Below are 21,582 nucleotides of genomic sequence, written 5' to 3'. Positions count from 1 at the left end.
TATGGCTAAAGGTGCATCAGTATCAGGATTTCCCGAGTGGCTCCCATCACAACGGGTGGTTGAGCAGACCCTTATAGACACGCTTCGGCATGTCTTTGAACTCAATGGTTTCATAGGAATTGAGACCCGAGCAGTTGAGCCAGGGGCCTCCCTGCTCAAAAAAGGTGAGACCAGTAAAGAAATTTATTTGCTCAGCCGTTTGCAAGAAGTTGGTCACGAAGATGGCAAGCCAGTTGATGACCGATTGGGCCTCCACTTTGACTTGACGGTGCCGCTTTCTCGCTACGTAGTCGAGAACTCTGGCCATCTGACCTTCCCCTTCAAGCGTTGGCAGATTCAAAAGGTTTGGCGTGGCGAGCGCCCGCAAGAAGGTCGCTTCCGTGAGTTTGTGCAGGCCGACATCGATGTAATCGGTAACGGTGAACTGCCCGACCACTATGAGGTTGAAGTGCCTTTAGTAATGGTTTCAGCTCTTGAAGAGATGCGCGCTTACGGTCTGCCCAAGGCCACGGTCCACGCTAACAATCGTAAACTCTCCGAAGGTTTTTACCGCGGGCTTGGCTTAAGCGACATCGAAGGCGTTTTGCGAGAGATTGATAAGCTCGACAAAATTGGTGCCGACGAAGTAGCAGAGCTTCTGGTCAAAGATTGTGGTGCTAGCCCGGCTCAGGCCAAGGCATGCTTGGAATTGGCTGAGCTCACCGCCGATTCTGGCAGCGAACTCAAGGCAGGTTTTGACCAGCTGTGTGCCTCCCACGGCATTGACCAAGACAGTGACGCTTATCAGCTGGCTATTGAAGGTCTCAATACGCTGGCAATGATTGTGGACGAAGCCGATAAGATTCGCCCGGGTGCTGTGATTGCTGATTTGAAGATTGCCCGCGGCTTGGATTATTACACCGGCTCAGTCTACGAGACTTTCTTAGATGGAGCTCAGTCCTTGGGTTCGATTTGCTCGGGTGGGCGCTACGACAATTTGGCTTCTCAAGGCTCGAAAACTTACCCGGGTGTGGGCCTGTCAATTGGTCTGTCTCGACTTTTGTCTTACCTGCTCAACCAGGTGGGAGCTCAAGCTTCCCGAGTTTCGCCGGCTAGCGTTTTAGTGGCAGTCTGGAATGAGGACGAGCGCACGACGAGTAATCACCTTGCCGATGCTTTGCGAAAGCGTGGTATCGCTGCCGATGTGGCCCCAACCGCAGCCAAGATCGGTAAGCAGATTAAATATGCTGACCACTTGGGCATTCCTTACGTCTGGTTCCCGGCCCAAGCTGATGCAAGCAGCGAAGCCGACCAGAGTAACCAAGTGAAGAATATTGTTACTGGTGAGCAAGAAGCGGCTGATCCCGTGTCTTGGACGCCGGATAGCCTGTATGCCCAGCAGCAGGTGGAGAGCAAGGCCTGAACGAGGGTCAGGCACCAGCCAAGATGGAGGAAGAGACGAGTATGAGCCATTCGGCTTACAGAACGCACTATGCCACCCAGGTGACAGAGTCCGAAATTGGTCAGGAAGTTACCGTTGCTGGTTGGGTAGACCGCCGTCGTGACCACGGTGGTGTTGCCTTTATCGACTTGCGCGACCGCACAGGCCTTGTGCAGGTAGTGGTGTACGACGAGGAGCTGGCTAGGCCTCTGCGCTCGGAGTATGTGGTTGAGATTACCGGTGAGGTTCGCGCTCGCCCTGAAGGCAACGATAACGAGCACTTGGCTACTGGTCACATCGAGATTGTGGCAAAGAGTATCGAAGTTCTGGCCAAGTCAGATGCCCTGCCCTTCCAAGTGTCTACAGCTCTGGAAAATGAGTCTGAGAACAAACTGCCCGGCGAAGATATTCGCTTAAAGTATCGCTATCTCGACCTCCGCCGACCCTCCATGCAGTCCAACATTCGCCTGCGCGCCAAGATGAATGCGGCTGCCCGCCAGGCCCTTGACTCGATGGACTTCTGCGAGATTGAAACACCGACGCTGATTAAGTCGACTCCCGAGGGTGCCCGCGACTTCCTTGTGCCTGCACGTTTGGTGCCTGGCTCTTGGTATGCATTGCCTCAGTCTCCTCAGCTTTTGAAGCAGCTGCTCATGGTCTCGGGCTTTGAGCGCTACTATCAGATTGCTCGCTGCTACCGCGATGAAGACTTCCGTGCAGACCGTCAGCCTGAGTTCACTCAGCTCGATATTGAGATGAGCTTTGCCTCCCAAGACGATGTGATGGCTATGGCCGAGAAGGTTATCGCTTCCATTTGGAAGGCTGCTGGCTATGATATTCAACTACCCATTAATCGTATTTCTTGGCACGATGCCATGGATAAGTACGGCTCAGATAAGCCAGACCTGCGTTTCGGCAATCAGATTGTGGAGATGACCGACTACTTTAAGGACACTCCCTTCCGAGTCTTCCAGGCACCTTATGTGGGCGCTGTGGTCTTTAAAGGCGGGGCTGACCTGCCTCGCCGCCAGTTCGATGGTTGGCAGGAATGGGCCCGTCAGCGCGGCGCTAAGGGCTTGGCTTATGTGCAGTTCTCTGGCAACGGTGAACTCAAGGGTCCCGTGGCGAAGAACCTTTCCGATGCTGAGCGTCAAGGCCTCCAGCAGGCAGTTGGGGCTGAAGACGGAGATGCTGTCTTCTTTGCAGCAGGTGGCCGCGAGTCCTCTCAGCTTTTGTTGGGTGCGGTGCGTGTAGAAATTGCCCGTCGCCAAGGCCTACTTAAGCCCGACGAGTTCGCTATGACTTGGGTGGTGGACTTCCCGCTCTTCAAGGCTACCGACGACCCAGACGATGACGATGTGGCAGTGGGCCACTCCAAGTGGACTTCCATGCACCACCCCTTCACCATGCCTTCTGCTGATTGGATTGACAAGTTCGATCAGGATCCAGAGCATGCCATGAGTGATTCTTACGACATCGTGTGCAACGGTTCGGAAATCGGCGGTGGTTCTGTTCGTATCCATCGCGACGATATTCAAGACCGCGTGTTAAACGTGCTAGGTATCGACCCAGACGAGGCGCAGGAGAAGTTCGGCTTCCTGCTTGAGGCCTTCAAGTTTGGAGCACCTCCTCACGCTGGTATTGCTTTCGGCTGGGATCGTGTGGCTCAGATTCTTACTGGGGCCAGCTCTATTCGCGATGTTATTGCCTTCCCCAAGTCTGGAGGCGGCCAAGATCCGATGACTGGCGCTCCGGCTCCAATTCCAGACGAGCAGCGCGCAGAAACTGGCGTCGACTATAACCCAGAGGAAGAGGAGTAAATCCTCAATACGAGAGGGGGTGGGCTTAGCCTGCCCCCTCTTTTGTTAACCTCCTAGTAACCCGGTGGTGTCCATCAGTAAAGGTTTATGACTACAATGCTTTAGTATGAGCGAAATGAACCTACAGACAGGAATAGATACGTCGGCTGCATCGGGGCTCGAAAAGCCTCCGATCAGCGACAGGCCTTTGGTGGAACTGTCCCACGTAGAAAAGCATTACGGTAGGCTGCACGTTTTGAAAGACATCAACCTTCGCGTCTGCCAGGGCGAGGTGCTAGTGGTGGTGGGGCCTTCGGGCTCTGGTAAATCCACCATGTGCCGCACGATTAACCGCTTAGAGTCTATCGATTCTGGCGTTATCCGCATCGACGGCCAGCTTTTGCCCGAAGAAGGTAAGGACTTGGCTAGTTTACGGGCAGAAGTGGGCATGGTTTTCCAGTCCTTTAATCTGTTCGCTAACAAGACCATCTTGGATAATGTGACTCTAGCCCCTATGAAGGTGCGCCACATGGACAAGAAAGATGCAGAAGACTTGGCTATGGACCTCTTGGCTCGTGTCGGCGTGGAATCTCAGGCTTCCAAGATGCCTTCTCAGCTTTCCGGCGGTCAGCAGCAGCGTGTAGCCATTGCCCGCGCTCTAGCTATGAAGCCGAAGATTATGCTCTTCGACGAGCCAACTTCAGCACTGGATCCCGAAATGGTCAACGAGGTCTTGGACGTGATGGTTGAGCTAGCTAAGGAGGGTATGACCATGATTTGTGTGACCCACGAGATGGGCTTTGCCCGCAAGGCCGCCGACAGAATCGTCTTCATGGCCGACGGTCGCATCCTCGAAGAGGGCAAGCCAGACGAGTTCTTCGACCACCCTAAGAGCGAGCGTGCTCAAGAGTTCCTATCAAAGATTTTGACTCACTGATACGAACGTCGAGAGATGATTGGAAAGATACGTTATGAACGGTAGTTCGAGGCTGTTTACAGGAGGGAATGCCAGTACCAAACGGTTCTGGCGGGCCCTGCTTGCTGCCCTGTGCGCTGTTGCCTGCGTCTTCTCACTGTCGGCCTGTGGTTCTGACAAAGAAGATGGCAAAATACGCATTGGCATCAAGTTTGATCAACCAGGCTTAGGCTTCAAAAAGTCCGGCACCTATGTGGGATTCGACGTTGATGTAGCCAAATACATCGCTAAGCAGTTGGGCTATTCTGAGGATCAGATTATCTGGAAGGAAGCCCCCTCTAAGCAGCGTGAGGCCATGCTGCAAAATGGCGATGTCGATATAATTTTGGCGACCTATTCCATCACACCAGAGCGTCAGAAAGTCATTACTTTTGCTGGTCCCTATTTTGTGGCTGGGCAAGATTTGATGGTGCGCGCTGGAGATACCAGCATTCAAGGGCCCCAAGACTTAAATGGCAAACGTTTGTGCTCGGTGACTGGTTCCACTTCGGCAGTTACGGTGAAGCAGCGTTTCGCCTCCGAAGTGCAGCTAATGGAGCAGCCCGGCTATGCTGAGTGCGCTACGGCTCTGTTCTCGGGAATTGTCGATGCGGTTACTACCGACGACATCATTCTGGCTGGCTTGGCTTCCTCCGCCCGGGGCAGGTTGAGCGTGGTGGGTAAGCCCTTTACACAAGAGTATTACGGAGTTGGTATCAAAAAGGGAGACACAGCCTTGGCTCGCAAGGTCAATTCTGCCATCAAAGAGATGATTGCCGACGGCTCCTGGAAGCGGGCCCTGCAAGAAAACACTAAGGGCGCTCACTTCAAGCCAGATATGAAATACAACCCGCCCAAACCAGAGGAAGGAGAGTAAACGATGAATACTATTGCGCAATTATTTAGCCAATACAATATCCCCGGTGCCTTCCTAGTCAACATCGAGTTGACCTTGTGGGCTGCTCTCTTCTCGCTCGTGTTGGGCATCATCTTGGTTATCATGCGTATCTCACCGATTTCTTCTATGAGGACGGTATCTGCGGGCTTCGTGTCTTTCTTCCAAAATATGCCGCTGACTATCATCATGGTTTTCATGGTTTTGGGAGCCTTCGCCCAGCTGAAGCTGAGTTTTTCTGACCGCTTCGATGTCAACTTCTTCTGGCTGGCTGTAGTGGGCTTGTCTCTCTACACGGCTGCCTTCGTGTGCGAGTCCTTGCGCTCAGGCATCAATACTGTGCCTCTGGGCCAGGCTGAGGCCGCTCGTGCCTTAGGGTTGAGCTTTACCCAGTCTGCGACCCAAATTATTTTGCCGCAGGCTTTCCGAGGCTCAGTAGCACCTTTGGGCAACACTTTTATCGCCTTGTTGAAAAACTCCACTGTGGCAGCCGCTGCTTCCGTCGCGACAGAAAGCTCTTCGCTGATGAGCGAGATGATTGAATATCATGCCAATGCTATCGTCGCGATTTTCCTTATTTTCGCTATGGGATATGTGATTATTGTCTTGCCGATTGGCGCTTTGACCACATTCCTATCCAACAAGCTCGCTGTCAGGAGGTGAACCCTAATGGCTACAGCAAATGAGAGTTCTCTCCTCTTCGATCAGCCAGGCCCCAAGGGTCGCAAGAAGATTAAGATTGCCAATTGGATCGCAGGCTTAGTCTTTGCGTTAATTGTTGTCCTCATACTGGTGCGTCTGCACAATCCGCCAGACGGTGAAAACCAGCTGTCTTGGGAGCTGTGGAAGCCGGCTCTAGAGACTGAAGCCTGGACGGACTTCTACTTGCCTGGCTTGTGGCTGACTATCAAAGCTTCAGTGCTGGCTGTCATTGGTTCGGTCTTGTTTGGTTTTATCTTTGGTCTGGGGCGCTTACTACCCAGCGTATTACTGAGAACCATTTCGGGCGTTATCGTGGAGTTTTGCCGAGCGGTGCCCGTGCTGATGCTGATGATTTTCTTCTGGCGTTGGTTCGCTTTCGCTGGCGTGAGTCAAGCTTCTTACTGGGCTGTTGTGCTATCTCTGATTTTGTATAATGGCTCTGTGGTTGCTGAGCTGATTCGTTCTGGTGTGGGCAACTTGCCCGGTGGTCAGCGCGAGGCATCAGTGGCTTTGGGATTGACTCAGACCCAGTCTTTGATGCAGATTGAGGTGCCTCAGGCCGTATATGCCATGCTGCCAGCTGCGGTGACTCAGCTGGTGGTAGTGGTAAAAGATACCGCCTTGGGCTCAATCATCATGTATACCGACCTCTTGCAGGAGTCTCGACGCTTGGGCTCGATGTATTTCAACATCTTGCAAACGCTCGTAGTAGCAGCCGTGATTTACTTTATCGTCTGCTCGTTGCTTTCCAAGTTTGCCCGCATGCTGCCTGAGCGGATGCAACAGCGCACTGCTGCTCCAGCTCCGCCGGTTGACGTGGAACCGGTGCCGCCGCTAGCAATTATGGATCCTTCAAACGTCAACCAGATTGCAGTGGCTAAAGAAGTGGATACCGACCGCTTTGGTGGCGCACCCCTGCAGTATCACGTCCATCATCGTGGCTCTAACGCTTCTATCCGTCATTGGCGTGAAACTCGCTACATGCAGGGCTATGACGAAACTCATCCTGAAACTCAGGTCGACCACAAGAGCCATGAAATTCCTGACTTCTTGAAGCCGCACTTGGGCTCTCATGAGGAAGAGGGTGAGCGCAAGGGGCTGCATAAGCGTTGTCCCGGCTCTTCCTCAGAGAAGACGAACCGGGACGATAAGCAAGAATAAGCGTGGCTTACCTGCGTAACATATCGGCGTAAGACCAAACTATTGCGGAAATACGCCGCAATTCGGATTCCTTGCTGACTCGGCGCCAACGGGCTCGATAACCTTCAAACCAGTTTTCGAGCTCGCTGGCTAACTCCTCTGGGCTGGGCAAGCCAGACTGCGTCTGAGTATCGGTTAAGCCCAGTTTGCTCGCCAAAGTCAGTCCTAAGAGATTGAACAAGCGTTGGCCTTCAACAGATAGGAGTTGGGCTTGACCGGTCTGTGAAGCTGGCAATGAGCTACCAGCTACGACCGAGGCAAGCTGTTTGCTGGCTTGATCTAGCCGCTGATTGAGATTCGACGCGTCCTTGAGCTTATCGAGGATGAGTTCAAGATAGTGTGTTCTGGCCTGGCTTAAACTGGTGATGTCTTCAAGGCTCCACTCTTCTTTAGTGTGGATGCTAGCGAGGAAGCTACTTACGTCGGTGTTAACGCTGCCCTGACCATCGTCAAGCTCCATGTAGGTCACCATGTCGCCCCAGCTGAAAGCCACGGCTTCGCTGGCCTCTACCAAAGCTTCTACATACTTGCCCTGCCTGTCGCCATATTCGAGTTCATCCATGAGCCGGTTCATCTGATCAAAACCGGGGCCCTGCGGATTCCACGAGTATTGAGCGCCATAGACCATACCAGGGATACTCATGACCGGGTCGTTTATATGCCCGTAGTCGCCCCAGTCGGTAATCATGGCTCCAACCGCTCCGTACTGCAATCCGTATTGGTTGAGACGGTAGATGTTTGACCAAGCGTCGTGGACCTTGGGCAGTAATCCGTTCCATGCTTGCACTGCTGAGCATACGTATTGAGGTAGCCCCATGTCGGCAACCATCTTAACTTTTTCGTCGTCAACTTCTGGGCTATAGAGCCAGTTGAGCAGGGGATTGTCCTTGGGCAGTCGGTCGAGCACTTTGGGCGTGGAGACGGCAATATCTCCCCAGAACATGGGCTCGCGTCCCTGCTCTTCCACATGCTGGCAGAGTTTGACTACGTAGTCGGCATACAGTTTTTCAACGCCAACCTGTTCAGCGAGCACCTTAGACTGCCCTTTTCCTAGGTCGAAGGTTTCATCGCCGCCGATGTTGAATTTTTTAGTCCGGAAGAGCGGTGCGTAAGCGTCAATAATGGCGCACGAGAAAGCAAAAGCGTCTTGATCTGCAACATTGAGCGTGTGATGCTCTTGGCGCTCAATGAAAGAGTAAGGGCGTTCTGCATCTTGGGGGAACTCTCCCAAGCGGCGATACGTTTGAGTGCGCAAGGTCATGTAGTGGTGTCCGAAGGTGGAGAGCGACGGTACTAGTTCGATGCCCAGCTGGGCACAGTAAGTGTCAAATTCGATAATGTCTTGAGGCTGTAGCGGAGAGGTGCCTCGCCAAGATTCGCTCATTCCGTCGAAAGCGAAGGTGTGCTCGATATAGAGTTGCAGCTGGTTGTACTTGTAATAGGCAAGCTTGTTTGCCCAAGCCTTGAGCCAAGCCATCGTTGGTACTCTCCCGCGAGTTACATCAAGGCTGTATGAGCGCACGGCAAAGACGGGCTTATCTTCAATACGCAATTGGGGTAGTAGGGGAGCGCTCTGCTTGAAGATTTGGCGTAAGGTCTGAACTGCGTATCGCAATCCTTCCATGTCTCCACCGATTAAGTTTACTGGTGATGGCTGGCGTTCATCGATGACTATTCGGTACTCTTGGGCTGCCAGGGAGGAATCTATCTGTAGGCTTATCCAAGCCTTCCACGCTGAGCCTTGGGCACACTGCCAGCTAAAGCCTGTGCTTTCTTCAATGTCGCTCGCCAGCTCTTGGGCTAGAAAATTGCCAGTTGATGAGAAGGAATTCTCTTGGGGTCCTTGATATGAGATGCGCCCCTGGCAAGGCATGAGTATAGGAGAACCAGTAATGCTGAGTTTGCTGGGCTGGGGGATGAGCGCTAGTTGGGTTGAGCTAGCAGTGGAACTTGGCGAGGTGTGTACTGTTTGAGACACGGTGACTCCTTTGTTGAAGCTGAGATAGTTGTCATGGGGTTTCGGACGAGCTATTGGTCATAGGACACCGAGCTGGTGGCGCAATACGCAAGCCACGCTGCCTAAAGCCGCTGCATCGGTGCCTAAGACGGTAGGGTGCACGTGTACCGAGCGGATGAAGCGTGAATGGACCCGGTCGTTAATAGTATTCTCTACCGCATTAAGCATGGTGGTGTCAACGATGGAAGTGGGGCCAGATATGACTATGTCGGTGATATTAATGAGCGCTACCGGCATCGAAAGTGCAGCACCTAGAGCCTCTCCGGCTCCGGCCAGTATGTCTTCACGGTTGCCGGGGTCTTCAACTATCCGGCTTTCGAGGAAGGGTACTGAGGTCAACGTTTCCAAGCATCCGCGCTTGCCGCAGGCGCATGGAATGCCATTCTCGTCGACAACCACATGTCCAATTTCGCCGGCCACATAATGCGAACCTCGCACAATGTGGTTGTCAATCAGCACACCAGCACCTACGCCTCGGGCTATTTGCACCACAATCATGTTGGCCGGGCCTTGAGCGAAGCATCGCTCACCGAAGGCTGCGCTATCAGCATCATTGGTCACGTAGGTCTGTACGCCCAGCCTGGATGTGAGTTCTGCGGCGAGGTTGAGATCAGTCCATCCCAAGTTAGGAGCAGCCAATACGGTGCCGTTTTCGTTCACGGTGCCGGGCGTGGCGACTCCCAGACCTAAAATTGGTGCGGGTGCTTGGCTAGTGAGCTCATTACACAAGTCGACAATAGGCTCTAAGGGAAGCTGCTGTGCGGGCGCTAACGCCTTGCTGGAACGGGCGATTACCCGGCCTTGCAAGTCCGTAAGGATGCCTTGGACCGTGCCAACTTCAGAGAGATCAATACCCATGACACACATACTTTGCGTGTGCATGCCGACCAGCAGAGCTGGCTTACCGGGCTTGGAAGAGGGCTTGAACCCTCCTTCTACCAAGAGTGAATCATCGATTAAATCTGCCACTACATCGGAGGTAGAGACCTTCGAGAGTCCGGTCGTCTTAGCGATGTCTGCCCTAGAGAGCCAGCGGTCGGGGTAGAGGGCGCGTAGCACGGTCCTTCGGTTATTCTTGCGAATATCTGAGGGCAGGGATACGCGCGATCCGACCGTTTTGTGTCTGATGCTGGTTGAAGCGCCAGTTGAGTTGCTCATGTGCCTTTGCTCCTCGCTCTTGGCCCTAAGCTTACCTACTTTACCGAGCCGGTAGTAGCACCCTTGGCGATATTGCCCTGGATAATCATGAAGAATATGACCACAGGCAGTGAGAAGAGTACCGAAGCGGCCATCTGCCCGCCGAAGTCGGTACCTGCTGGAGTGGTGAAGGATGCTAGCCACACGGGTAGCGTGTACTTGGCCTCGTCTTTCATGAAGGTGTAGGCCGTCAAGTAGTCATTCCAAGCGGTAATGAAGGCGAATACGGAGGTCGATACTACGCCGGGAGCTACGAGTGGGAAGGTAATGCGCCGCAATATCTGCCATTCGCTAGCACCTTCGACTCGAGCCGATTCAAAGATGGAAGAGGGAATCGATAGGAAGAATCCTCGCATATTCCAAATTGAAAAGGGCAAGACGAGAGCAATATAGGCCAAAATGAGACCTATATACTTGTTGAGCAGTCCAAACTGGTTGAAGACTATGAACTGGGGGATAAGCATGGCCGTACCCGGAATCATTTGCATAGCCAGCACCATTACCATGATGACTCTGCGACCCTTGAAACGGTAGAGGGTGAGTGCCGCGCAGGCTAAGAAGGCGAAAACAATCGAGATAATGACTGCGCAGAAGGTGATAATAGCGGAGTTTTTCAAGTTCACAAAGAATGTAGTGTTGAATATTGCGGTGTGGAAGTTCTCTACAGACCAGTGCTTGGGAATGAAGACCGGATTGGAGGTCATCACTTCCTTACGAGGTTTGAAGGCAGTGATAGCCATCCAATAAACAGGGAAGAACCAGATAAGGCAGAAGATTATAGCGACGATAACGGTGCCGAACTTATGCCAGTTGAAGCGCTTGTTGCTGGGAACTGCTTGGCCGTTGGAGGAAGTGCGGCTGGTGTTTGTGGTGCTCATAGATCCTCACCTGATTTCAGGAGATTGCGTACATAGAAGCTGGTAATAACGAGCAAAATTGCTACGGTAATAACAGAGATGGCTGCGCCCTGGGCAATATCAAAGTTGATGAAGGCCTTCTTATAGGTGAAGACACCAATTGTTGATGTAGAACCGCTGGGGCCGCCGGCAGAGACTAGCCAAATCTGGTTAAATACGTTGAAGTCCCAGATGACTGAAAGCATTCCGATAACCAAAATGCTGGGAGAAATCAGCGGCACAATAATCTGCCAGTAGGTGCGAATGGGGCCAGCGCCGTCCAGCTGGGCGGCCTCAAGACTGGAAGGGTCCAGCTGGGAGGTTGCAGCGTAGAGGGTAATGGCGATATAGGGCACTGCCTGCCAGACCACTAGTAGCCAGATACTTACGAAGGCAAGAGTAGTGTTATCAGACCACGCTAAGTTGGATACGTCTCCAAAGATACGCAGCTTGGTTAAAAGCCAGTTGATAACGCCGTATTTGGGTTGGAAGAGCCAAACCCAAACGAAGGAAGACGCTACATTAGGCATGGCCCAAGCGAAAATCAATACGAAGGTGACTACGTAGCGCATAAACGTACCGAGTTTGGTCATCATTTGAGCTACTCCCATGCCGATGAGCATGGAGCCAACTACGAGGGCGGCAGTAAAGAGGAAGGTCCTAACTAAAGCAGCCCAGAAGGTAGGACCTGAGATCACTGCCTGGTATTGGCTTAAGCCCCTCATCTCAAACTCGCCAGTCATGAGCGACTTGCGGTTGAAGTTAGTAAAGGAGGTGAAGACCAAGAATATGATGGGCACTACTACGAGCGCCACCAAGATTATGCCGGTGGGTGTCAGTAAGAGGCCAGCCATCTTGCCATAACTTTTCATCTTCTTGGGCGCTCGGGTTTCTTGCTTGCTGCGACCAAGACTGCTGTGCGACGGCATCGGCGATGGGCTCGTGCCGGAATAATCTGTCATGTCAACTCCCTTACAATGATCCGACGGTTTACTTGAGGAGGGGCTGGCCGGCTGCAGATAGACAGTAGGCAGCCGGCCAAGTTCGCTCAAGACGAGGGGCTAGTTCTTCTTAGCGAAGACTTCGTCTAGGTGGGCATCGAACTTCTGTGCTGCATCCTTGGTGGAAGCGCTACCAGTAGCAATCGTCTTGGTGAAGTCGTTGATGGACTTGTCAGACTCGACGTCTGCCCAGTTGGGGGAGGCCGGAGTGGTCTTGGAATTCTTAGCAGCTTCGAAGAAGCCCTTCTGTACCTGTGGGAACTTGTCGGACTTCATAGACTTGTCCAAGCCTTCTACCGAGTTGGGCAGCCATCCGTCGTGCTCAAAGACCCAGGTCTGCTGAATCTCGTCGCTGGCAGCAATCTTGAGCCACTCAATGGCGAGCTTCTGGTTCTGGCTCTTGGCAGCTACAGCCCAATCGGAGCCGGCAACCATGGAGACCTGATTCTTGCCGGACTGGCCGGGCATTGCGAAGGTGCCTAGGCTGTCGTCGGTGAGCGCAGGATTAGTCTTCTTTACGGTGCCAATAGTGGCGGAATTACTCAGGATAGCGCCGGTCTTGCCATCTGCCAGCATGTCGTCCATACTAGGAGTTTCTGTGTCGACGCTGCGGGAAGCTTCACTAGAGTACTTGTTTTGGAAGGCTTTCCACTGGTCCATGCCCTTAATAGAGTTTTCGCTCGACATGGTACCCTTCCAGCTGCCATCTTTTTCTTGAGCTACATTACCGCCGGCATCCCAGATGAACTGGAGGGCTGAATACCAGTATTGGCCGGGCATGTAGAAGGGCACAAAGTCGGCATTCTCAGCATTCTTGGCCTGTACCTTATCGAGAGCAGCTGTGAACTCATCCCAGTTCTTGGGCTCGGAGGTAACTCCAGCGTCTTTCCAAATCTGCTTGTTGTAAATCACAGCGCGAGCGGCAGCAAAAGCGGGAACGCCGTAGAGCTTACCGTCGATGGTTGCAGGCTCTTCCAATCCCTTAATCCACTTGTTTCCGGCGCTCAGATTGCTCTTTTCGCTGGTCAGATCCATCAGACCGCCCGAAGCTGCATAGCCAGCAACCTGCGTGTTGCCCATGTCGATGATATCTGGGGGAGTGGAGGTAGATAAGGCGGTAGTAATCTTCGTGCCGATGCCATCCCACTGCTGAGTCTGAACTTTAACGTCGGCTCCGGTCTTCTCCTTGAAGGCCTTGTTAATGGCAGCTAAGGTTTCGTCGGTGTAGTCACCCTTCATGGCCCATACGGTAATGGTTTTGCCCTTGCCGTCGGCATCTCCCGAAGCTTCTTTGTTAGAAGACGAGCTGCCACCCATTGAGCACCCCGAGAGTGCTAGCACTGTGGCTGTGGCAAGTGCGACGCCTGCAATCCATGTCTTGTTTCTCATCATTGATTCCCTTCACTTAACTCAGTTGCTGACCGTGTGGCCGGCAGCTGTTTTGTGGTGTACTGCGAGTTCAGAGCTCCCGCGTTCTGGACTCGGTCAGGTGCCTACCAAGTTTGGTAAGCACTATGGCGGTAGTGCGGACGGTGACGGACTGCTGTGTCGAAGGCCGCCATCCAATTATTTAGTTTTGTTTCTTAACTTATTATAGACACGCTTTTGCGAAAAATCTAATTGAAGCAAAAAATGTGTATTTGCATGCTTTGTCTGCTGCTGCCCTACCTGTATGAGAGCAGTAAATGCCTCTTTCAAGCGCCTAGTAATCTGCCCGCCCCCGCCGCTAGACTAGAGGTATGTCACATACCGATCAGCAGCAAGACCTTTCATCCAACTCAAGGCTGCCTGTTGACGGCCCCGGGAGCAATGCCCATCAGCTCGCAGCCAAAGAGGCTCAGCCAGGCCAGTACGCTTCGCTTTCAGCTCAGGTGCCTAGCATAGGTGAGGAGCGCAATCTCGATAGTGACGAGCTCTATGAGCGCTTTTTTGGGTGGGTAGCAGATAAGGGCATCACTCCCTGGCCCCATCAAGAGGAAGCGGTGATGTCGCTGCTTTCGGGAGATCATGTAGTACTCAACACGCCCACTGGCTCGGGTAAGTCGCTAGTGGCGCTCGCCATGCATTTTATCGCCTTGTGCACGGGCAGGCGTTCCTATTACACGGCTCCTATTAAAGCTCTAGTCTCCGAGAAGTTCTTTGACTTAGTCCACGATTTGGGGCGTGAGAACGTCGGTATGATTACCGGAGACACGCATATCAATACCGATGCGCCCGTCATCTGCTGCACTGCGGAGATTTTGGCTAATCAAGCCTTGCGCGAGGGCGAGCATGCCGACGTGGGCTGCGTGGCTATGGACGAATTCCACTTTTACGGAGACCCTGACCGCGGTTGGGCCTGGCAGGTGCCACTGCTGACGCTACCGCAGACCCAGTTCTTACTGATGTCAGCAACCTTGGGCGATGTCTCCGCTATTGCAGATTCCCTCCAAGAGCGCACAGGTCGGCCGGTAGATGTGGTGGCTGATGCACCTCGCCCGGTGCCGTTGTCTTATCGTTATGTCGAAACTCCTCTCGCTTCTACTATTGAAGAGTTAATAGGCAAACAGCAGACCCCGGTCTACATTGTTCACTTCTCGCAAGATGCAGCGCTTGAGACAGCGCAGGCTCTTTCGAGCTCGGGAGTCTCCAGCAAGGAAGACCGCGAGCGTATTAAAGAAGCTATCGCAGGTACCAAATTCACAACTGGCTTCGGTAAGATTCTCTCCCGCCTCTTGCGCACGGGCGTGGGCATTCACCATGCTGGCATGCTGCCTCGCTACCGGCGGTTGGTAGAGCAGCTGGCCCAACAAGGCCTCCTGCCCGTTATTTGCGGCACTGACACCCTAGGCGTGGGTATCAATGTGCCCATTCACACGGTATTGTTGACGGCGCTCACCAAGTTCGACGGATTCAAAATGCGCCGGCTGCGGGCCCGCGAATTCCATCAAATTGCTGGCAGGGCTGGGCGTATGGGCTTCGACTCGGAAGGTCTGGTAGTGGCCGAAGCGCCCGAATATGAGATTGAGAATGCCAAAGCTCTTGCTAAGGCGGGCGACGACCCCAAGAAGCTCAAGAAAATCAAGCGTAAGAAGGCTCCGGAAGGCTTTGTGACTTGGAGTCAGACCACCTTCGACCATCTAGTGGAGGCTCAGCCGGAAACCTTGAAGGCCCGCTTGCAGGTTACGCATGCCATGGTGCTTAACGAGGTGGCTCAGGGAGGCGATGCCCGCGCCCGGGTCGACCAGCTCATTGATGACTCTTTGCAGACGCCTAATGAGAAGGAAGACCTCCACGCTCGGGCTGAGGAAATCTTCCAAACCCTGCAAGATACTGGCGTAATCGAGATACTCGAAGGCCCTAATGGCACTCCCGACTACGATACAACTGTGGACCTGCCCGAAGACTTCGCCTTGGACCAGCCTCTCTCGCCCTTCCTTTTGGCTGCCCTGGAGCTCTTAGACCCAGATTCACCCACTTACGACATGGATCTCATTTCGATGGTGGAAGCCACCCTAGAGGATCCTCGACAGGTCTTGAAGGCCCAGCAGAGGCAGGCGCGCGACCAAGCCATCCAAGAGATGAAAGCTGAGGGGATGGAGTATGAGGAGCGGATGGAGAAGCTCCAAGAAGTTACCTACCCCAAGCCCTTAGAAGAGCTGCTCTATGAGGCCTTCGATCGTTATAAGCGCGATGTGCCTTGGGCCAACGATTTCGAGCTCAAGCCTAAGTCAGTACTGCGAGACATGCTGGAAACTGCCTCAGACTTCAACTCCTACACGGGCCGCTATGGTATTTCACGCTCCGAGGGCACGCTGCTGCGCTATCTTTCTGACGCCTACCGGGCCCTGAGCCGCACTGTGCCAGACAGCAAGCTCGACGACCAGCTCGACGATGTAATCGCCTGGCTCAAGCTCGTAGTGCGTTCAGTTGACTCTTCGCTAGTCGACGAATGGGAGGCTGCTGGCCAAGCTGGGCAGGCTCCTTCTGCTGATTTGGACGCTGCACCTCCGCAAGACAAGGACCAGGTCGTGCACGACCGCAGGGCTCTCCAACTGCTGGTGCGCAATGCCATGTTCCACAGGGTAGAGCTCGTGGCTTTCGACAAGCCCCAACAGCTGGCGAACCTCGATGCGGATTGGGGTTACGCCCTGCGAGCCTGGGAAGATGCGCTCGACGACTTCTACGAGGAGCACGAGGCCATCAATACTGGCGAGAAGGCCCGATCCAATGACTTCTTTAGCATCGACGATTCGCGAGAGACCCGCGAGCATATTTGGCGGGTTCAGCAGGTCTTCGACGATGTTGAAGGCGAGCACGACTGGGGCATTGCCGGTTTGGTAGATGTCGACGCCAGCCAAGAAGAGGGTCAAGTAGTCTTTACCGACTATCAGGTTGGCCCCATTGAAGAGCTGCTCAAGCTGTGAGCGAGCGGGGTGTGTTAAGAGCCGGGCCATACTAGAGTAGAAGTACACAAGAAAGAGGGTCGGGGAGTATGGTAGACGATCTCTTTGCTGCTGCGCAAGTGCCCGAAGAGCACACCCTGCCGCTGGCAGTACGGATGCGACCACGCGAATTGAGCGAGCTCGTGGGGCAGACCAAGGCCGTAGCGCCCGGCACCCCCTTGGAGCGCTTGGCTCGCTCGGGCTCTGGCAGTCAAACCAAGCTCACCGCGCCCAGCTCGGTTATTTTGTTTGGTCCTCCCGGGGTAGGTAAAACTACTTTGGCATACATCGTGGCCGAGCAGTCCGGCCGCGCCTTTGAAGAGCTTTCGGCAGTGACTTCCGGCGTTAAAGAACTGCGTGAGTTGCTGGCTGGCGCTCGCGAACGCCTAGTTTCAATTGGCCAAGAGACCGTTTTATTCGTGGACGAAGTCCATCGTTTTTCTAAGTCGCAGCAAGATGCCCTGCTTCCCGCGGTAGAGAATCGGGATGTAACCTTAGTAGCTGCAACCACTGAAAACCCTAGCTTTTCGGTCATTGCACCCCTGCTTTCGCGCTCGGTAGTGGTCAAACTTGAGTCCTTGGAAGCTTCAGATATTGCACATCTCATCGATCGGGCGCTGGTCGACGAGCGCGGGCTCAAAGATGAAGTAAAGATAGACGACGAGGCCCGAGAACGCATCGTTTCACTAGCGGGTGGCGACGCTCGCAAGGCCCTCACGATTCTGGAGGCCGCAGCTGGTGCGGTCACTGGTGAGCAGCCCCGCAAGAAGGGCGCTCGCAAGCCCGTTATTACCCTCAAAGTGGTTGCTGCTGTTATGGATGTGGCTGCTGTGCGCTACGACAAACAGGGCGACGACCATTATGATGTGGCCTCGGCTTTTATTAAGTCCATGCGGGGCTCAGATCCGGATGCGGCCCTACACTATCTGGCTCGCATGCTCAGGGCAGGGGAGGATCCGCGCTTCATTGCTCGACGCATTATGATTGCTGCTGCTGAAGAAGTGGGCATGGCTGCTCCTCAGATTTTGCAGACGACCGTTGCTGCTGCCCAAGCTGTTGCCATGATTGGTATGCCTGAGGCGCGTATTATCTTGTCCGAAGCTGTCATTGCTGTAGCGACTGCGCCCAAGTCGAACGCTGCCTATCTGGCCATCGACCAAGCTCTTGCAGACGTTGACTCTGGCAATATAGGCCAGGTGCCCCTGCATTTGCGCAATGCTCCTACTAAACTGATGAAGGCTTGGGGTAATCATGATGGCTACCGGTATGCTCATGATTGGCCCGGCGCGGTGGCTCCCCAGCAGTATATGCCCGATGAATTAGTTGGCCACGTGTATTATCGGCCCAACGACCGCGGCTATGAGCATGAGGTGGGGCCTCGCTTGGAACGCATTCGTAGCATTCTTCAAGAGAATCAATCAGATTCTGCTAGTAGCATAAAGAGTCAAGGCGAGAATGCCGGAACGGCTGAGAAAGCCTCAGATAAGGGGTAGACTTACTGCGCGTTTGCGCTGATTTGGACCTTCAAATGACGGTTCAAAGCTGCGAGCGTTTGCAAAACCGCGGCAGGGTCCACTTCTGGCTCCTGCTCAAAGAAGTGGGACCACCATGTGTTGATGGCGCGAATCTGCCGCTTAGCAAGCTCTTCTCCCTGTTGACTTAAAGCAATCACATTGGCGCGCTTGTCGTTGGGATTGATTTGGCTCACTACCAGCTTATGCTCCAAGAGCGTCTTAATGTCGCGAGCTAGCAGGCTGGGGTCGACCCCCATCTGGGCTGCGATCTGCCGCTGGCACAAGCCCTTATGGTCGTAAAGAAACATCATCACGTCGCTCTGGGTACCTTTGAAGCCAGGCAGGGCGAGCTGCTTCTTGAACTCAGACTTCGACTGCCTATAAATGCTGGCAATGTATCCGCTGAGCCAGTGGTATTGCTGCTGTTTAGCCATGAACGCAAGCGTCCTTCCACAGTTGCAGCGCTTTCCCCGATTGACGCTGAGAGGGCCTGTTAAGACCAAAGACTGGTGTTGCGCTTCCCCAAGCGCGAATGCCCTCTCAATACAGAGGACGTAGAATATCATTTTAGCCTATGGCCAGTAGTACGCGCCGAAATGTAGCAAGAGACTTAATGTGCAGCTTGCGTTTCCTCTGGTATGCGTGCGCTTAGGCCTCGCTCGGGTAGTGCATACCCCACTGAGCGCGAATAGCGTCCATCCACTCCATCATGCGAATAGTGGTGTTGTGAGGCATCTGCGGGCATTCCACCTGCCCGGCCTGTATGGCCCGAGCTGCTGCCTCCACTTCGTACTCATAGCCGGTGAGCTGGCCGGGAACTTCGTGGTGGTCGAGCAGCTGGTGGTCGGCCCCGTATACGTCAATTGCTTCGATATTGTTAATGTTGTGGCAGACTATGTATCCCTCGCTGCCCCAAATGCTTCCGGTCCGATCGCAAGCAACGCTCATCGACGAGCTGGCCACGCCCATTGAACCGTCTGCATAGACGAGCGTAGTGCTGTTCGATTCATCCACGCCCGTTGCATACATGGCAGCGGTGGTCTGCATCTGCTTGGGCTGGCGGCCACCAAAAACCATGTCGATAAAGTTGAGTGAGTACACGCCCACATCTAACAGAGCGCCGCCGCCAAGAGCTGGATCCACTATTCTCGGCTTATGGGTAGTGGGGTAGCACAGGCTAGCCGAGGCAGCTCGAATCTTCCCGATTGTTTCCGAGGAAAGAATCTGGGCAAGCAAGTCGCGAGAAGGCATATAGCGAGTCCATATAGCTTCGGCACACAAAAGCCCCTTGCTGCGGGCTAGGTCAATCACGACTTGAGCCTGCTTAGCGTTGAGGGTGAAAGACTTTTCGACCAGTATGTGCTTACCAGCTTCAAGACAGTCTTTAGCCTGCTGGGCGTGCAGGCTGTGAGGAGTCGCAATGTAGACTAAGTCAACGTTCGGGTTTTCGAGCAGCTCTTGATAGGAGCCATAGGTGTGAGGGATGGCATAGAGCTGAGATAAGACTTGCGCCCGCTCCAGCGAGCGAGAGGCCACTGCGTAAGGCTCTACCAAGTCTCGGTAGCGCGGGTCTGAGCGCATAAGTTGCAAGGTTTGGGCCATGTGGTGAGCAATCCGGCCAGCCCCTAAAATCGCAACCCGCACCGGCCCTTTGCCTGTCGAGCCTGCCTGTTGACTGCCTGCGTCTGCTGCTTCCATGCCAGCCCCTTCCTTCTATTGACCTATATAAAAGGCCGGACCCTAGTAGAGTCCGGCCTGAACAGTTGCGAAGGTGCCCGAGCTTAGAGCACTTCTACCGTCTCAATCATAACGGGCTCAACTGGCTGATCGCCGCGGCCGGTCTTCACTGAGTTCAGAGCATCCACTACCTTCTTGGAAGCCTCGTCTGCAACCTCACCAAAGATGGTGTGGTGGCCGTCGAGCCAAGGAGTAGGCACGCTCGTGATGAAGAACTGGGAGCCGTTGGTGCCGTGAATCTCGCCGCTGCGAGGATCGCGACGGGTACCAGCGTTGGCCATAGCCAGCTTGTAGGGAGCATCGAAGGTGAGATTGGGGTCAATTTCATCGTCGAACTCGTAGCCGGGGCCGCCGGTGCCGGTGCCGAGCGGGCAGCCGCCCTGAATCATGAAGTCCTTGATAATGCGGTGGAAGGTCAAACCGTTGTAGAAGGGATCGTTGCGGGTTTCGCCCGTGATGGGATCCTTCCACTCCTTGGAGCCAGAAGCCAGGCCCAAGAAGTTCTCAACGGTCTGGGAAGCTTTGTCGTCGAAGAGGTCGAGGCGGATGTCGCCTTCGGATGTATGCATAATTACAGTTGTCATACTTCTATTATCTCACCTCTCTCAGACCGCACAAGTACGGTCGAGAAAGCCACTTAATACAAGTTCTTGGCGACCCGAGAGCCGAAGGGCATTAAAGACAGCGCAGCCATTTTGAAAGACTGAATACCGAAAGGAATGCCAATAATAGTAATCATATTTGCCAAGCCTGCAACGACGTAGCCCAAGGCCATCCACCAGCCCACCAATACTATCCAGAAAACGTTAGCAATGGTGGAGCCGAGACCGCCACCATAATAAACGGTCTTGCCGAAAGGAGAAAGAGTCAACTTTGCCATTTTGAAGGCCTGCACGCCCAAGGGAAGGCCCACAATAGTGATGCTCAAGATTAACCCTACGAAGGCCCAGCTGAGGGAAAGAAACAATCCCCCCAAAATGAGCCAGATAATATTGCCAAGCAATCGCATAATTCTCCCTTTTTCATATTCTTATTTACTGCAACACTGCTCCGAAAAATCCTATTCCAAGCCACTTAAGCCGCAAGAGCAAACTAGCTTGCTGTGCCGGTAAGTGCTGCCACTACCGCTTGTACACTCCTATCAACGTCTCCTATCACCGCTTCGATAGTTGTGTTGGCTGCTGGAGGCTGCTGGCTTTCTAAAGCGTCGATAAGGCGCATGCCCGACTGCACTAGGCCGCGCGTAAGCTCGACGCCAGTGTCGGCGCGCCCAGGCAAGAGCTGTTCCCAAGCTGCGATAAGTGGCCCGTTGACCAGATGGTGAAAGCTAATCATGGCCTGCGTGGGTTCCTGGGTCTTTAGGGGATTCTCGCTAGCTTTCAGCGCATCCACGCTCTGGTCGGCTCTGCGATAATCGCCATAGAGGAAACTCTTGCGAATATGCTCGTTGTTGGAGGAGCTAAAGAGGTCCATGAGCCAGCCGTGCCCGTGCTCGCTGGTCTGCCGCAGGTTGGCCCGGCTCCAAGCTGCGATAATTTGTGCCGGATCGCTCAAGCCTTCCAAGGCCTGGCCCAGTGCTCGCGACCAAGTGGGCAGTCGCCGCTCCAAGACCTTGTCGCACAACTGGTCAGTGTTTTGGGCGTAGCGGTAGATGGAATTGCGGGCAATCCCCGCGCGCTCGCTGACCGCAGCCATAGTCAGGTTTGCTCGCCCTTGCGTTTTGAGGATAAGCTCGGCCGCATCCAAAATCTGCGTCAGGAGGCGCTGGCGGTGCTCGCTGAGGGTTGGCTCTTGAATCTTGGGCATCCCCACCTCCTCTTAGACC

Annotated in this window: 18 protein-coding genes; 8 read left to right on the top strand and 10 right to left on the bottom strand. The window is 54.0% G+C overall.

Features of this window, described 5'->3' with window-relative positions; translation table 11 throughout:
- Nucleotide 1 precedes the first annotated feature (1 nt).
- The 6 genes from hisS to R8377_RS04430 all read left to right on the top strand — a co-directional run bounded on the left by hisS (nt 2) and on the right by R8377_RS04430 (nt 6,932).
- A complete protein-coding gene (gene hisS / locus R8377_RS04455) occupies nt 2-1,402 on the top strand; it encodes a histidine--tRNA ligase (RefSeq protein ID WP_317642292.1) in 1,401 nt (466 codons plus the stop codon).
- A 41-nt stretch (nt 1,403-1,443) separates the two neighbouring features.
- The gene (aspS, locus tag R8377_RS04450; protein ID WP_317642291.1) at nt 1,444-3,240 is read left to right on the top strand and encodes an aspartate--tRNA ligase; all 1,797 of its coding nucleotides are present in this window, start codon (nt 1,444-1,446) and stop codon (nt 3,238-3,240) included.
- A 106-nt stretch (nt 3,241-3,346) separates the two neighbouring features.
- The gene (locus tag R8377_RS04445) at nt 3,347-4,156 is read left to right on the top strand and encodes an amino acid ABC transporter ATP-binding protein (protein WP_317642290.1); all 810 of its coding nucleotides are present in this window, start codon (nt 3,347-3,349) and stop codon (nt 4,154-4,156) included.
- A 97-nt stretch (nt 4,157-4,253) separates the two neighbouring features.
- Nucleotides 4,254-5,051, top strand: coding sequence for a glutamate ABC transporter substrate-binding protein (locus tag R8377_RS04440; protein ID WP_317643705.1), 798 nt, complete (start codon nt 4,254-4,256; stop codon nt 5,049-5,051).
- Between the two features lie 3 nt (nt 5,052-5,054).
- On the top strand, nt 5,055-5,732 hold the full coding sequence (locus R8377_RS04435; RefSeq protein WP_317642289.1) for an amino acid ABC transporter permease: 678 nt from the start codon (nt 5,055-5,057) through the stop codon (nt 5,730-5,732).
- Nucleotides 5,733-5,738: 6 nt separating this feature from the next.
- A complete protein-coding gene (locus R8377_RS04430) occupies nt 5,739-6,932 on the top strand; it encodes an amino acid ABC transporter permease (RefSeq protein ID WP_317642288.1) in 1,194 nt (397 codons plus the stop codon).
- A gap of 7 nt (nt 6,933-6,939) precedes the next feature.
- Here R8377_RS04430 and R8377_RS04425 read toward each other — a convergent pair whose 3' ends face one another.
- From R8377_RS04425 to R8377_RS04405, 5 genes are all read right to left on the bottom strand, one after another.
- Nucleotides 6,940-8,949 (bottom strand): beta-N-acetylhexosaminidase, encoded by a 2,010-nt coding sequence (locus tag R8377_RS04425; RefSeq protein WP_317642287.1) that lies wholly within the window; start codon nt 8,947-8,949, stop codon nt 6,940-6,942.
- A 57-nt stretch (nt 8,950-9,006) separates the two neighbouring features.
- Entirely contained in the window at nt 9,007-10,146 is a 1,140-nt protein-coding gene (locus R8377_RS04420) for an ROK family protein (RefSeq protein WP_317642286.1), read from the bottom strand.
- A 35-nt stretch (nt 10,147-10,181) separates the two neighbouring features.
- Complete coding sequence (locus R8377_RS04415) at nt 10,182-11,063, bottom strand: carbohydrate ABC transporter permease (protein ID WP_317642285.1); 882 nt, start codon at nt 11,061-11,063, stop codon at nt 10,182-10,184.
- Nucleotides 11,060-12,043, bottom strand: a complete 984-nt coding sequence (locus R8377_RS04410) for a carbohydrate ABC transporter permease (RefSeq protein ID WP_317642284.1) — start codon at nt 12,041-12,043, stop codon at nt 11,060-11,062. Before R8377_RS04410 ends, R8377_RS04415 begins: the two co-directional genes overlap by 4 nt.
- A gap of 99 nt (nt 12,044-12,142) precedes the next feature.
- Nucleotides 12,143-13,474, bottom strand: coding sequence for an extracellular solute-binding protein (locus tag R8377_RS04405; protein WP_317642283.1), 1,332 nt, complete (start codon nt 13,472-13,474; stop codon nt 12,143-12,145).
- Nucleotides 13,475-13,821: 347 nt separating this feature from the next.
- On the opposite strand from R8377_RS04405, the gene R8377_RS04400 reads away from it, so the two are divergent.
- Both R8377_RS04400 and R8377_RS04395 read left to right on the top strand, forming a co-directional pair.
- Nucleotides 13,822-16,488, top strand: coding sequence for a DEAD/DEAH box helicase (locus tag R8377_RS04400; protein ID WP_317642282.1), 2,667 nt, complete (start codon nt 13,822-13,824; stop codon nt 16,486-16,488).
- 68 nt (nt 16,489-16,556) lie between these two features.
- Entirely contained in the window at nt 16,557-17,999 is a 1,443-nt protein-coding gene (locus tag R8377_RS04395; RefSeq protein WP_317642281.1) for a replication-associated recombination protein A, read from the top strand.
- Between the two features lie 2 nt (nt 18,000-18,001).
- On the opposite strand, the gene R8377_RS04390 is transcribed toward R8377_RS04395, so the two are convergent.
- The 5 genes from R8377_RS04390 to R8377_RS04370 all read right to left on the bottom strand — a co-directional run bounded on the left by R8377_RS04390 (nt 18,002) and on the right by R8377_RS04370 (nt 21,563).
- Entirely contained in the window at nt 18,002-18,454 is a 453-nt protein-coding gene (locus R8377_RS04390; protein ID WP_317642280.1) for a MarR family winged helix-turn-helix transcriptional regulator, read from the bottom strand.
- 214 nt (nt 18,455-18,668) lie between these two features.
- Nucleotides 18,669-19,718: a Gfo/Idh/MocA family protein gene (locus R8377_RS04385; protein ID WP_317642279.1), complete on the bottom strand. Its 1,050-nt coding sequence runs from the start codon at nt 19,716-19,718 to the stop codon at nt 18,669-18,671.
- Between the two features lie 83 nt (nt 19,719-19,801).
- Nucleotides 19,802-20,341: a peptidylprolyl isomerase gene (locus tag R8377_RS04380; RefSeq protein WP_317642278.1), complete on the bottom strand. Its 540-nt coding sequence runs from the start codon at nt 20,339-20,341 to the stop codon at nt 19,802-19,804.
- Nucleotides 20,342-20,394: 53 nt separating this feature from the next.
- Nucleotides 20,395-20,766: a YccF domain-containing protein gene (locus R8377_RS04375; protein WP_317642277.1), complete on the bottom strand. Its 372-nt coding sequence runs from the start codon at nt 20,764-20,766 to the stop codon at nt 20,395-20,397.
- A gap of 83 nt (nt 20,767-20,849) precedes the next feature.
- Nucleotides 20,850-21,563 carry a TetR/AcrR family transcriptional regulator gene (locus R8377_RS04370; protein ID WP_317642275.1) on the bottom strand — a complete coding sequence of 238 codons (714 nt, stop codon included), beginning with the start codon at nt 21,561-21,563 and terminating at the stop codon, nt 20,850-20,852.
- Nucleotides 21,564-21,582 lie beyond the last annotated feature (19 nt).

This window comes from Bombiscardovia apis, from assembly GCF_033095945.1.
Classification (GTDB): Bacteria; Actinomycetota; Actinomycetes; order Actinomycetales; family Bifidobacteriaceae; genus Bombiscardovia; species Bombiscardovia apis.
The sequence above is the reverse complement of the archived record's forward strand: the minus strand, read 5'-3'. Positions and strand labels throughout refer to the sequence as shown.

Coding starts and splice junctions, on each gene's coding strand:
- hisS (WP_317642292.1), top strand. CDS start 2: ATGGCTAAAGGTGCATCAGTATCAGGATTTCCCGAGTGGCTCCCATCA.
- aspS (WP_317642291.1), top strand. CDS start 1,444: ATGAGCCATTCGGCTTACAGAACGCACTATGCCACCCAGGTGACAGAG.
- R8377_RS04445 (WP_317642290.1), top strand. CDS start 3,347: ATGAGCGAAATGAACCTACAGACAGGAATAGATACGTCGGCTGCATCG.
- R8377_RS04435 (WP_317642289.1), top strand. CDS start 5,055: ATGAATACTATTGCGCAATTATTTAGCCAATACAATATCCCCGGTGCC.
- R8377_RS04430 (WP_317642288.1), top strand. CDS start 5,739: ATGGCTACAGCAAATGAGAGTTCTCTCCTCTTCGATCAGCCAGGCCCC.
- R8377_RS04420 (WP_317642286.1), bottom strand. CDS start 10,146: ATGAGCAACTCAACTGGCGCTTCAACCAGCATCAGACACAAAACGGTC.
- R8377_RS04415 (WP_317642285.1), bottom strand. CDS start 11,063: ATGAGCACCACAAACACCAGCCGCACTTCCTCCAACGGCCAAGCAGTT.
- R8377_RS04410 (WP_317642284.1), bottom strand. CDS start 12,043: ATGACAGATTATTCCGGCACGAGCCCATCGCCGATGCCGTCGCACAGC.
- R8377_RS04405 (WP_317642283.1), bottom strand. CDS start 13,474: ATGATGAGAAACAAGACATGGATTGCAGGCGTCGCACTTGCCACAGCC.
- R8377_RS04400 (WP_317642282.1), top strand. CDS start 13,822: ATGTCACATACCGATCAGCAGCAAGACCTTTCATCCAACTCAAGGCTG.
- R8377_RS04395 (WP_317642281.1), top strand. CDS start 16,557: ATGGTAGACGATCTCTTTGCTGCTGCGCAAGTGCCCGAAGAGCACACC.
- R8377_RS04390 (WP_317642280.1), bottom strand. CDS start 18,454: ATGGCTAAACAGCAGCAATACCACTGGCTCAGCGGATACATTGCCAGC.
- R8377_RS04385 (WP_317642279.1), bottom strand. CDS start 19,718: ATGGAAGCAGCAGACGCAGGCAGTCAACAGGCAGGCTCGACAGGCAAA.
- R8377_RS04380 (WP_317642278.1), bottom strand. CDS start 20,341: ATGACAACTGTAATTATGCATACATCCGAAGGCGACATCCGCCTCGAC.
- R8377_RS04375 (WP_317642277.1), bottom strand. CDS start 20,766: ATGCGATTGCTTGGCAATATTATCTGGCTCATTTTGGGGGGATTGTTT.
- R8377_RS04370 (WP_317642275.1), bottom strand. CDS start 21,563: ATGCCCAAGATTCAAGAGCCAACCCTCAGCGAGCACCGCCAGCGCCTC.